This window comes from Micromonospora sp. NPDC051141, from assembly GCF_044455765.1.
Classification (GTDB): domain Bacteria; phylum Actinomycetota; class Actinomycetes; order Mycobacteriales; family Micromonosporaceae; genus Micromonospora.
In genome coordinates, this window is record NZ_JBITFD010000019.1 from 143,886 (window position 1) to 155,561 (window position 11,676).

An 11,676-nucleotide genomic window follows, 5' to 3' on the forward strand; every position below is an offset into this window, starting at 1 on the left:
CGCCCGCAGGTACCCCGCCCGGCCCGCGGCGTAACGAGAGCACGCCCACGTGCGAGGTGGGGGCCCGGCCCTCATCGAGCCGGGGGTGGGTGGTCAGCGCAGCGGGGGGACCGGCAGTGTGAGGTTCTGCGCGGCGGCCTCGTGCGCCAGCTCGATCAGTTCGACCACGGCGACCGCGTCGGCCGGGTCGACCGGCATCGGTGTGCCGTCGCGCAGCGCGGTCGCCACCTGGGCGTAGAAGTCCGGGTAGCGGCCCGGTTCGGTGGGTACGGCCCGCAGGTCGTCGTCGGCGCCGAGCCGCCCGTACCGTTGCGGGTCGACCTCGCCCCAGCCGGGTTCGTCGGGGCGCCGGCCGGCGCGCAGCGCCGCCTCCTGCGGGTCCAGGCCCCAGCTCGTGTAGGCGGCCCGGTCGCCGAGCACCCGGAAGCGGGGGCCGGGCTGCGCGGTGACCGCGCCCGTCCAGAGGTGCGAGCGCACGCCGCCGGCGTGGGTGAGCGCGACGAACGCGTCGTCGTCCGCCTCGGCGCCGGGCCGCCGCCGGTCCACCTCGGCGTAGACGTGTGCCACCGGCCCGAACAGGTGGACCGCCTGGTCGATGAGGTGCGCGCCGAGGTCGAACAGCGCGCCGCCGGCGTCGCCGGGCGCGCCGCTCTCCCGCCAGCCCGGCTTGATCGTCGGCCGCCACCGTTCGAAGCGTGACTCGAACCGGGTGACCCGGCCCAGCTCGCCGGCCTCGACCAGTCGGCACACGGTGCGGTAGTCGCCGTCCCAGCGTCGGTTCTGGAACACGGTGAGCGGCACGCCGGCGGTTTCGGCGTCGGCCAGCAGCGCCCGGCCCTGTTCACCGTTCGGGGCGAGCGGCTTGTCCACCACGACCGGTAGCCCGGCGGCCACCGCTGCCCGGGCCAGCGGCACGTGCTGCCGGTTCGGCGCGGCCACCACCACCAGGTCGAGCTGGTCGGCGGCCCGCCACAGGTGGTCCGCGTCGTCGACGACCCGGGCGTCGGGGTGGTCGGCCTGGGCCTGCGCGCGGCGCTGCGGGTCACGGGTCACCACCGTGTCCAGCCGCAGGCCGGGAGTGGCGGCGATGAGCGGGGCGTGGAACACCCGTCCGGCCGTGCCGTACCCGAGCAGTCCCACCCGCAGCGTCATGCCGCCGAATCTACGCGGCGCGGCGGCGCCGGGCGGCGGGGTCCCCGACGGCGCTGCCCGCCGGTGTGACAGCGTGGGCGGATGCCCGCATCCTCCCCGGTCGACGTCGACCTCGCGCTGGTCGGCGGCGGCGGCGCCGCGTCGCTGGTCCTGGCCGCCCTGGACCGGCACGGGGTGACCGGCGTGCGGGTCGCGGTGGTCGACCCGGTCCGCAAGCGGGGCCAGGACCGCACCTGGGCGTTCTGGGGCACGCCGGGCGGTGACCTGGACCCGCTGTTGAGCGCGAGCTGGTCGCGGGTGGAGGTGGTCACCGCGGCGGGCCGCCGCGTCCTGCCGCTGGCCCCGCTGCGGTACGCCATGGTCCGATCCGCCCCGGTCTACGACCGGGCTGCCGAGGCGGAGCGGCGGCTGGACGCGGTCCGGGTCGCCACGCCGGCGGGGGAGCTGCGCGACGACGGGGGGCGGGTCACCGTGTGCGACCCGTCGGGGCGGGCGTTGGTGCGCGCCGGTTGGGTGCTGGACTCCCGACCGCGCCCGCCGTCGCGGCCGGGGCGGACGAGCTGGTTGCAGCACTTCCGGGGCTGGTGGTTGGCGGCGGAGCGGCCCACGTTCGATCCGGGGCGGGCGGTGCTGATGGACTTCCGCACCCCGCAGCCGGCGCGCGGGGTGTCGTTCGGGTACGTGTTGCCGGTCGACGAGCGGTTCGCGCTCGTCGAGTACACCGAGTTCGGGCCGGCGGTGCTCGACGACGCCGGCTACGACGCGGCGCTGCGCGGCTACGCCGGGCTGCTCGGGCTGGATCTGGGCGCGGTGCGGGTGCGGGAGGTGGAGAACGGGGTGATCCCGATGACGGACGGCCCGTTCGTGGTCCGGCCGAGCCGCCGGGTGGTGCGGTTGGGCACCGCCGGCGGGGCGACGCGCCCGTCCACCGGGTTCACGTTCTCGGCGATGCTGCGCCAGGCCGACCAGGTGGCCCGGGCGGTGGCGGCGGGCCGGCCGCCGGTGCCGCTGCCGGCGTACCCGGGGCGGCACCGGTGGATGGACGCGGTGGCGTTGCGTGCGCTGGACCGGGGGCACGTGGCCGGGGTGGAGTTCTTCGACCGGCTGTTCGACCGCAACCCGCCGGAGCGGGTGCTGCGGTTCCTCGACGGCGCGACCACGCCGGCCGAGGATCTGGCGGTGATGCGGTCCAGCCCGCTGCTGCCGATGACCGGCGCGGTGCTCGGCGACGCCGCCGGGCGGCTACGCGCCCGGCTGCGCCCCGCTCAGGGTCTCGGCGACCCGGTCGCGCACCAGCGCCCGTAGCCGCTCCATCGGGTCGCCGTCGCCGGCGCCGAGGCGGTTGCGGACCGCCGCCACGGTCAACCCCAGTTCCGGGTACGCGAACGCGAGGCTGCCGCCGCTGCCGGCGGTGCCGAACGAGCCGTCGTCGTCGACCGCGTAGCCGAGCCCGAACGTGCTCTCCTGCCCGAACACCCACTCCTGGGCGCGGACGGCCGGCGCGGACACCGCGCGCAGCCGCGCGGGGGAGATCAGCCGGACGCCGTCGACGGGGCCGAGCAGCGCCGCGTACATGCGGGCGACCGCGCGGGCGCTCATGGTGCCGACCGAGGGCACGTCGGCGCGCAGCACGTCGGGGTCGCTGCCGGTCGTGGTGTCCGGGCGGACCGCGGGCGGGGCCACCGCGTCGAAGTGCGGCAGGTGCGCGCCGGCCCAGGTCATCAGCGCGGCCAGGCCGGCGTCCTCCAGCCGGGCCAGCCGGGGCAGCTCCGCGTCGGGCACGCCGAGGAACAGTTCCCGGGTCACGCCGAGCGGCCCGGCCACCTCCTCGGCGAGCACCTGGGAGACCGGTCTGCCGGTGACCCGGCGGACCACCTCGCCGAGCAGCCAGCCCCACGTCCACGCGTGGTACGCCAGCCGCTCCCCGGGGGCCCACAGGGGTGTCGCGTCGGCGAGCAGGTCGCACATCCGGGACCAGTCGGTGAAGTCGGCGGGGGTGACGTCGGCGGGCAGCGCGGGCAGGCCGGCGGTGTGGGTGAGCACGTGCCGCAGCGTGATGCTGTCCTTGCCGTGCCGGGCGAACTCCGGCCACACCCGGGCCAGGGGCAGGTCCTCGTCGAGCCGGCCCTGCTCGGCCAGCACGTGCACCACCGTGGCGGTGAGGCCCTTGCCGGTGGAGACCGCGTGCACGGGCGTGTCGGCGGTCATCGGCCGGCCGGTGGCGGTGTCGGCGAGGCCGGCCTGCTCCTCGACGATCGGCGCCCCGTCGAGGTACGCGGCCACCTGCACGCCGGCCTCCCGCCCGGAGGTGACGAGGTCGTCGAGCGCGGTGCGCACCTCGGCCCGCAGGCCGTCCCAGCGACTGTCCACGATCAGCGAGCCTGCCAGAGCGTCGTGTCGCCGTCGTGCGGTTTTTCGTCGTCGGTGAGCAGCCGGGCGCGCAGTGCGGCGATGGTCTCCTCGGCCACCCCGAGCCGCCCGGTGACGTAGCCGTGGACCGAGCCGTGCGCCGCGGTCAGTTCGGCGAGCACCAGCCGGATGAGCGCCTCGGGCGCCCGCCCGTACGCGGGCCAGCGTGGCGTCGCGCCGCCGTTGCGGTCGCGCCACTCGGCGACCAGCCGCCCGGTGGCGTGTTCGGTGCGCGCGAAGTCCGCCGCGATCTGGTCGGTGCCCACGCCGAGCAGGGCGAGCACCAGCGCGGCCAGTAGCCCGGTGCGGTCCTTGCCGGACGCGCAGTGGAACACCAGCGGGTGCGCGTCGTGGGCGATCACCTCCACCGCCCGGCGCAGCTCGACCACGCCGTCCTCGGCCACCTCGGCGTACCGGTCGGCCAGGTAGCGCCACGGGTCCACGTCGGGGTCGATGTCGGCCTGGACGTAGGTGCGGTGCTCGATGCTCAGGTTGTGCCAGGTGACGTCGAGGCTCTCCGGTGCCCGGCCACGGTCGGCGATCTCCCACGGGTAGCGCAGGTCGATCACGGTGCGGACGCCGAGCGCCGCGAACCGGGCCAGGTCGTCGCCGGCGAGTTTGGCCAGGGAGTCGGAGCGGTAGAGCCGGCCGCGGGCCACGGCGCGACCGTCGTCGGTGCGCCAGCCGCCGAGGTCGCGGAAGTTGCACAGGGTGCTGAACTCCAGGGGTGCGGTCATGGCTCCGCACGCTAGCCGGGCGACGCGCCGCGGGTGGTCCGCCGGGGCCCCGGGCACGTGGGCCGGGCGGTCGGGCTCCGGCGGCGTACGGGTAGGTTGCCGGCATGGTGGAGGCGGACAGCGGCCGGGTCGTGGAGATCTGGACCGACGGCGCGTGCAGCGGCAACCCCGGGCCGGGCGGCTGGGGCGCGCTGCTGCGCTGGGGCGGGCACGAGCGGGAGCTGTGCGGCGGCGAGGCCACCCCGACGACAAACAACCGGATGGAGCTGACCGCCGCGATCCGGGCGTTGGAGAGCCTGACCCGGCCGGTCACGGTGCGGCTGCACACCGATAGCACCTACGTGCGCAACGGCATCACCGGCTGGCTGGACGCGTGGAAGCGCAACGGTTGGCGCACCGCGGCGAAACAGCCGGTGAAGAACGCCGACCTGTGGCAGCGGCTGGAGGCCGCCGGCGCGCGCCACGACGTCACCTGGCTGTGGGTGAAGGGCCACAACGGCCACCCGGAGAACGAACGTGCCGACGCGCTGGCCAACCGGGGGATGACCGAGGCGCGGGCGGCCGGCGCACCGGCCGCCCCGCGCGCCGCTCAGCGCAGCGGCCGGCCCTCCTCGCTCTCCTCCGGCTCGTCGGCCGGGTCGCCGGTGCCGGAGACCGCGTCGACGTCGTAGCCGGCGCGGCTCGTGTCCTGCGCCGAGCGGCGGTCCTCGGCGGGCAGGTCGGCGAAGTCGTCGCCGGTGTCGTTGGTGGTGTGCAGGGATTCGCCCGGCGGGCGTAGGGACGCCTCGTAGGCGGTGGCGCCGTCGGGTTCGTCGCCGGCGGCGCGGCCGAAGGACTCTTCACTGGTCATGTCGCACTCCTGCCCGCCCGCGGGGACGGCAAACGTTCAGCGGGCCGCGTCGGGGTGGGTCGGCATCGACGAGCCGCCCGAGCTGCTGCCGGACGCCCCGCCGGCCATCCCGGACCCGTCGTCCTCGGTCACCTCGTCCGGCGCCGGCGTGTCCGGGGCGGGGGCCGGCACGTCCGTGTCCGCCGCCACCTGCACCAGGCGGGCCTGACCGGCGGCGTCCTCGGCGTGCGCCGGGTCGACGGGTTCCTCGCCGTCGCGTGCCCGATATCCCATCGCTCCGCCCCCCGCTCGCGTCGACCCGTGCCGCCGCCTACCCACCCCACCCCCACCAAAACCCCACCCACCCACCCACCCCACCCCACCCACCCACCCACCCCGGCCCGGCCCACCCGGGCCGGTGGTCGTCGATCAAGGAGATTGCGTCTCGACGTGGCGGGCTTCCTGACGCGAACTCCTTGGTCAACACTCCGGCGTGCGCTGCGGGCGGGTGGTCGCGGGGGAGCGCGTCGGGAGGTTCGGCGGTCTTTTCGTCACCGGGGGCGGCGGGGGGTGGGGCGACGGGGGGACGGGCGGGTGGGGGTGGGGAGCGGGGTGGGGGACCAGTGGGTGGGGCGGCGCAGGGTGGCGGGCAGGAGCGTGCGGTGGTCGCCACGGGCGGCGTCAAGTTGGGACTGGTGCACGAACAGGCACCCGCTCAGGTCGGCGCCGCGCAGATCCGCCCCGCGCAGGTCGGCGCCGGTCAGGTCGGCGGCGCCGAGCCGTACGCCGCGCAGGTCCGCGCCGATCAGCGTGGCGCCGCGCAGGTTCGCCCCGGCCAGCGCGGCGCGGCGCAGGTCGACGCCGATCAGCGCCGCGCCCCGCCGGTCGGGGCCGGCGCGGCCGGCCCGGGCCCGCTCGCCGGCGCTCGACAGCAGCCGGTTGACCCGGCCCCGGTGGGCGTCGACGTCGACGGCGAGCAGGTCGTCGGGCGTGCCGTCGGTGAGCCGGCCCGTCTCGTCGAGCGTGGCGACCAGGTCGTCGCGCAGCGGGCCGGGTGGGGTGATCCGCACCGCCTCGGTCAGGTACCACAGCAGCTCGTGCAACGGCCGCAACACGGCGAACGTGTCGAACATCCGCCGCCCGGTGACCGGATCGGCCCGCCAGTCGCGGCCGGCGAACGTGCCCTGGGTGAGGTGCTGCCCAGCGCCGAAACAGTCGAACACGGTGCACCCGGGGAAGCCGCGTTCCCGCAGCTCGGAGTGGATGCCGCAGCGGGAGTCGGCGCGCAGGTTCGGGCAGGGCCGCCCGGCCGGTTTGTCGACGGCGAAGTCGGCCGAGGCGGCGAACGCCGGCGCGACGCAGCAGACCCCGGCGCAGCGCGCGCAGTCCGCCCGCAGCTCCCGGCCCACACCCGCGTCCGACCCTCCGGTCATCGCCTCACCCTCCCCGAATCCTCCGCTCCGCCCGCGCCCATTGTCCGCCCACCCCCACCCGCCCGGCCCGGCCCTCTCGTGATCACGACGGTGGCGGCGGCGAGCCGGACGGCGGGCACCGCCACGGTCCGGACCGGCGCCGGCCGGGGCGCGGAATGGCTGAACGGGTGACAACCGTGGCCGGGATTCGTGGCAACGCATTGCAGAATCAGCGGCACGAATGGCTGAACGGTTGACAACCGGATAGCGCCGTTATTGCGCCGATGCATTCCGTAGGCCAGATCGTTGTCGATGTACGACAACCGGAGCGGCCGTTACCGTAACGATTCTTTTCGTCGTTCCCAGGCGCATTACCGTCAGATGGCAGGGACGTTTTCCGCTCCCCGGGAGGATCCTCATGAGCGACCTTTCCCATCCGCCGTCGCCGAACCCACCCGTCGACCCGGCCGCTCCGGAACCGGTGGCCGGAACCGTCGCCGGCCACCGGGAGGTCGTCGGCCGGTCGCCCAACCAGCTCGCCTGGCTGCGGCTGAGGCGGGACCGTACGGCCCGGGGCAGCGCCGTGACGCTGGCCGTCGCCGCCGTGGTCGCGCTCGGCGCGCCGCTGCTGGGCCACCTCACCGGAATCGACCCCACGGACAAGTTCGTCGACCGGCTCAACGATTTCGGAATGCCGATCGGCTATGCCGGCGGCATCAACGCCGACCATTGGCTCGGGTTGGAACCCGGCAGTGGCCGCGACATCGCGCTCCAGTTGGTGTACGGGCTGCGTACGTCGTTGTTCATCGCGTTCGCCTCGGCGCTGCTGGCCTCGCTCATCGGGGTCGCGGTCGGGGTGCTGGCCGGCTGGGCCCGGGGCTGGCTGGACAGCGTCGTCAACTGGCTGGTCGACCTCACGCTGGCGTTCCCGTTCCTCATCTTCGCGCTCGCGGTGATCCCGATCCTCCAGGACCGTTTCTACTCCGACCGGGAGTCCCCGTCGCCGGCGTTCCGGGTGGCCCTGATCGTCGCCACCTTCGGGCTGTTCAGCTGGACGTACACCGCGCGGTTGGTCCGCGGGCAGGTGATCTCGCTGCGGGAGCGGGAGTTCGTCGAGGCGGCCCGCGCGGCCGGCGCCGGCACCGGGCACATCCTGCTGCGGCAGCTCCTGCCGAACATCTGGGCGCCGATCCTGGTCACGGTCTCGCTGATGGTGCCCCAGTTCATCGCCATCGAGGCGGCGCTGGCCTTCGTCAACATCGGCGTCACCGAACCCACGCCCGACCTGGGCCGCATGATCTTCAACAGCATCGGCTACGTCGCGAGCGACCCCTGGTACACCCTGTTCCCCGGGTTGACGATCTTCCTGCTGGTCCTGGCGTTCAACCTGCTCGGTGACGCGCTGCGCGACTCGCTGGATCCCCGCTCCACCCGGTAGTCCCACCCGGCCACCACATGCCCGGCCGGCGGGGGCCGCCGGGCAGGAAGGGAGCACTCCGTGCGTACCCGAACCCGGACACTGACCGGTGTCCTCGCCGCGGCGGCGCTGGTCGCCGCCGGTTGCAGCCCCACCACCGACGGCGGTGACGGCGCGGACCAACAGACGAAGACCCAGAGCGGCTCGATCTCCTACCAGGCCGCCGACAACCAGGGCCCGGCGAAACCCGTCGACGGCGCCGCCCGGGGCGGCACGCTGACCGTCATGCAGCCGGCCGACTTCGAACACCTCGACCCGGCCCGCAACTACGTCAACACGCAACAGGTGACCGGCGGGCAGCTCTACCGGGCGCTCAACGGCTACAAGGAGGACGGCAGCGGCAAGTTGCTGCTCGTCGGTGACCTGGCGACCAACCCCGGAAAGGACGTCGACGACGACTGCAAGGTCTGGGAGTTCACCCTCCGCGACGGCGTGAGGTACGAGGACGGCTCGGCGGTGACCAGCAAGGACGTCGCCCACGGCATCGCCCGGTCGTTCGCGCCGGCGCTCAACGAGGGCCCGCACTACATCCAGCAGTGGCTCTACCCGGGCGGCGCCTACAACGCGAGCTACCAGGGGCCGTACGACGGGGGCCGGCCGATGCCCGACGGCGTCGAGACCCCCGACGACAGGACGATCCGGTTCACGTTCCCGCAGCCGCACTGCGACCTGCCGTACGCCGCCGCGCTGCCCACCAGCGCGCCGGTGCCGGCCGCCAAGGACACCCGGGCCAACTACGACCTGCGGCCGTTCTCATCCGGCCCGTACCGGGTCAAGTCCTACCAGCGGGACGTGGCGCTGGAACTGGAGCGCAACCCCCACTGGGACGCGGCGACCGACCCGATCCGCAACGCGTACCCGGACGCGATCCGGGTGACGTTCGGGCTGGAGCAGGCCCAGATCTCCGAACGGCTGGTCGCCGACGGACCCGCCGACCAGGCGGCGCTGAGCTGGGCCGACGTGCCGCCGTCCGTGCTGCCCCGCACCACCGGCTCCGGCGTCGCCGACCGGGTGGTCAAGGGTCCCACCCAGTACACCTGGGTGCTCAGCATCAACACCCAGCGCGTCACCGACCTGGCCGTCCGGCGGGCGCTCAACTACGCCGTGGACAAGGACGCGCTGCTCAAGGTGCTCGGCGGGCAGGCCGCCGGTTCCCCGGCCACCACGCTGATGTCACCGACCACCGCCGGCTTCCAGAAGTACGACCTGTTCAACGCGCCGGCCACCGGCGACCGGGCGAAGGTCGCCGAGCTGTTGGCCGGCAAGCGTCCCAAGCTGGTGCTCGCCCACTCCAACCTCGAACTGCGCACCCAGCAGGCCGAGGCGTTGCGCAAGAACCTCACCGACATGGGCTTCGACATCGTGATGAAGCCGATCGACAACAGCAGCTACTACGACGAGATCGGCCGCCGGAACAACCCGTACGACATCTACCTCAGCGGCTGGGGCTCGGACTTTCCGTCCGGCTCGACGATCATCCCGCCGGTCTACGACGGCCGGGAGATCGTGGCCGAGGGCAACCAGAACCTGTCGTACCTGAACGAGCCGTCGATCGGCGCGGAGATCGACCGGGTCCGCAGCCGGCCCGCCGCCGAGCAGGACGCCGGCTGGATGGCCCTCGACCGCACCATCATGCAGGAGTACGCCCCGGTCGTGCCCTGCTACTACGACGCCACCTACGAACTGCACGGCTCCAAGGTCGGCAACGCCTTCCTCAGCGACGCGTTCGGCATCATCTCGCTCAACGGGATCCACGTGAAGCAGTGACCGTCGTCGGCGGGGGCGGCCACGCCGGCCGCCCCCGCCCCACCCGGGGGAGGTGTTTCCCGTGCTCCGTTTCGTTCTCCGGCGACTGCTCGTCGCCGTCCTGACCCTGGTCGTCGTCAGCCTGGTCACGTTCGGTCTGTTCTTCGCGGTGCCGAGCAGCCCGGCGAAGGTGATGTGCGGCAAGAACTGCACCGCCGCGGACATCGCCCAGGTCGAACAGCGGCTCGGCATCGACCGGCCGCTGCCCCGCCAGTACGCCGACTTCGTCCACGGCGTCTTCGCCGGCCGCAGCTACGGCGAGGGCGACTTCCGGCAGGACTGCCCGGCGCCCTGCCTGGGCTTCTCGTTCCGCAACAACCAGCCGGTCACCGAGATCGTCGTCCAGCGTGCCCCGGTGACGTTCAGCATCGTCCTCGGCGGCGCCGTGCTCTGGCTGGCCCTCGGCATCTCGCTGGGCATGGTGTCGGCGCTGCGCCGCGGCACCGCGTTCGACCGGGCCGCCATCGGCATCACCCTCGCCGGGGCGTCCATGCAGGTCTACTTCTTCGGCCTGATCCTGCTGTACCTGCTCGTCTACTCCACCGGGCTGCTGCCGTTCCCCAGCTACACCCCGCTGACCGAGAACCCGGTCCGCTGGGCGGCCGGACTGATCCTGCCCTGGATGACGTTGGGCTTCCTCAACTCGGCGCTCTACGCGCGCCTGTCCCGCGCGCAGATGCTGGAGACGCTGTCGGAGGACTTCGTCCGTACCGCCCGGGCGAAGGGACTGCCGGCGCGGCAGGTGCACACCCGGCACGCGTTACGCGCGGCGATCACCCCGATCGTCACCATCGCCGGGCTGGACATCGGCACCAGCCTCGGCGGCACCTTCATCACCGAGACCATCTTCGGCCTCCAGGGCCTCGGCAAGGCCACCGTGGAGGCGGTGCAGTTCCTCAACCTGCCGGTGGTGATGGCGACCGTGCTGCTGGCAGCCGTGTTCATCGTGGTCGCCAACATCGTCGTCGACGTGCTGTACGCGGTGATCGACCCGCGCGTCCGGTTGAGCTGAGCGGGAGGAGCCGACATGAGAGTGCCAGAGGATCCCTATCTCCAGGTCCGGGATCTGCGGGTGCGGTTCGACACCGAGGACGGTGTGGTGCGGGCCGTGGACGGGGTGTCGTTCGCGGTGGAGCGGGGTCGCACGTTGGGGATCGTGGGGGAGTCCGGTTCCGGTAAGAGCGTCACGTCGTTGGCGATTCTGGGTCTGCACGGCACGTCGAGGCGGGCGACCGTGACGGGGGAGATCTCGGTGGGCGGGCGTCAGCTTGTCGGCCTGCCGGAGGAGGAGGTGCGGCGGCTGCGCGGTCGGGACATGGCGATGATCTTTCAGGATCCGTTGTCGGCGCTGCATCCGTACTACTCGGTGGGGCGGCAGATCGCGGAGGCGTATCGGGTGCACCATCCCCGGGCCGGCCGGCGGGAGGCCCGTACGCGGGCGGTGGAGATGTTGGGTCGGGTGGGGATTCCGCAGCCGGCCAAGCGGTTCGCGCAGTATCCGCATGAGTTCTCGGGTGGGATGCGGCAGCGCGCGATGATCGCGATGGCGTTGGTCAACGACCCGGATCTGCTGATCGCCGACGAGCCGACCACGGCGTTGGACGTGACGGTGCAGGCGCAGATCCTGGATCTCCTCGCGGATCTGCAGGCGGAGTTCCGGTCGGCCATCGTGTTGATCACGCACGATCTGGGGGTGGTCAGCCAGGTGGCTGATGACGTTCTGGTGATGTACGGGGGGCGGGCGGTGGAGCACGGGAGCGTGGCGCGGGTGTTGCGTTCGCCGCAGCATCCGTACACCTGGGGGTTGTTGTCGAGCGTGCCGTCGTTGCACGGTGACGCGGACGCGGACCTGGT

12 protein-coding genes are annotated in these 11,676 nt (G+C 73.7%); 6 read left to right on the plus strand and 6 right to left on the minus strand.

What is annotated here, in order from left to right; translation table 11 throughout:
- Positions 1-93: 93 nt before the first annotated feature.
- The gene (locus ACIA6B_RS29215; protein ID WP_396778227.1) at positions 94-1,152 is read right to left on the minus strand and encodes a Gfo/Idh/MocA family oxidoreductase; all 1,059 of its coding nucleotides are present in this window, start codon (positions 1,150-1,152) and stop codon (positions 94-96) included.
- Between the two features lie 81 nt (positions 1,153-1,233).
- Between ACIA6B_RS29215 and ACIA6B_RS29220 the strand changes: the two genes are divergently transcribed.
- Positions 1,234-2,457 (plus strand): lycopene cyclase family protein, encoded by a 1,224-nt coding sequence (locus ACIA6B_RS29220; protein WP_396778229.1) that lies wholly within the window; start codon positions 1,234-1,236, stop codon positions 2,455-2,457.
- Here the strand turns inward: ACIA6B_RS29220 and ACIA6B_RS29225 are convergent.
- Both ACIA6B_RS29225 and ACIA6B_RS29230 read right to left on the minus strand, forming a co-directional pair.
- Positions 2,395-3,522: a serine hydrolase domain-containing protein gene (locus ACIA6B_RS29225; protein WP_396778231.1), complete on the minus strand. Its 1,128-nt coding sequence runs from the start codon at positions 3,520-3,522 to the stop codon at positions 2,395-2,397. The two genes, ACIA6B_RS29220 and ACIA6B_RS29225, sit on opposite strands and share 63 nt — an antisense overlap.
- 2 nt (positions 3,523-3,524) lie before the next feature.
- A complete protein-coding gene (locus ACIA6B_RS29230; RefSeq protein WP_396778233.1) occupies positions 3,525-4,298 on the minus strand; it encodes a tyrosine-protein phosphatase in 774 nt (257 codons plus the stop codon).
- A gap of 104 nt (positions 4,299-4,402) precedes the next feature.
- Between ACIA6B_RS29230 and rnhA the strand changes: the two genes are divergently transcribed.
- On the plus strand, positions 4,403-4,969 hold the full coding sequence (rnhA, locus tag ACIA6B_RS29235; protein WP_396778235.1) for a ribonuclease HI: 567 nt from the start codon (positions 4,403-4,405) through the stop codon (positions 4,967-4,969).
- On the opposite strand, the gene ACIA6B_RS29240 is transcribed toward rnhA, so the two are convergent.
- From ACIA6B_RS29240 to ACIA6B_RS29250, 3 genes are all read right to left on the minus strand, one after another.
- Positions 4,888-5,148, minus strand: a complete 261-nt coding sequence (locus ACIA6B_RS29240; RefSeq protein WP_396778237.1) for a hypothetical protein — start codon at positions 5,146-5,148, stop codon at positions 4,888-4,890. The two genes, rnhA and ACIA6B_RS29240, sit on opposite strands and share 82 nt — an antisense overlap.
- 36 nt (positions 5,149-5,184) lie before the next feature.
- On the minus strand, positions 5,185-5,421 hold the full coding sequence (locus tag ACIA6B_RS29245) for a preprotein translocase YidC (protein ID WP_281941412.1): 237 nt from the start codon (positions 5,419-5,421) through the stop codon (positions 5,185-5,187).
- A gap of 257 nt (positions 5,422-5,678) precedes the next feature.
- Positions 5,679-6,560 carry a pentapeptide repeat-containing protein gene (locus ACIA6B_RS29250; protein ID WP_396778239.1) on the minus strand — a complete coding sequence of 294 codons (882 nt, stop codon included), beginning with the start codon at positions 6,558-6,560 and terminating at the stop codon, positions 5,679-5,681.
- 397 nt (positions 6,561-6,957) lie between these two features.
- Here ACIA6B_RS29250 and ACIA6B_RS29255 point away from each other — a divergent pair, with 397 nt between their 5' ends.
- The 4 genes from ACIA6B_RS29255 to ACIA6B_RS29270 all read left to right on the plus strand — a co-directional run.
- The gene (locus tag ACIA6B_RS29255; RefSeq protein WP_396778241.1) at positions 6,958-7,977 is read left to right on the plus strand and encodes an ABC transporter permease; all 1,020 of its coding nucleotides are present in this window, start codon (positions 6,958-6,960) and stop codon (positions 7,975-7,977) included.
- Positions 7,978-8,037: 60 nt separating this feature from the next.
- On the plus strand, positions 8,038-9,783 hold the full coding sequence (locus ACIA6B_RS29260; RefSeq protein ID WP_396778243.1) for an ABC transporter substrate-binding protein: 1,746 nt from the start codon (positions 8,038-8,040) through the stop codon (positions 9,781-9,783).
- A 61-nt stretch (positions 9,784-9,844) separates the two neighbouring features.
- Positions 9,845-10,834 carry an ABC transporter permease gene (locus ACIA6B_RS29265; protein WP_396778245.1) on the plus strand — a complete coding sequence of 330 codons (990 nt, stop codon included), beginning with the start codon at positions 9,845-9,847 and terminating at the stop codon, positions 10,832-10,834.
- A 15-nt stretch (positions 10,835-10,849) separates the two neighbouring features.
- Positions 10,850-11,676: ABC transporter ATP-binding protein (locus tag ACIA6B_RS29270; RefSeq protein ID WP_396778247.1), on the plus strand; the 827-nt coding region annotated here is incomplete at its 3' end.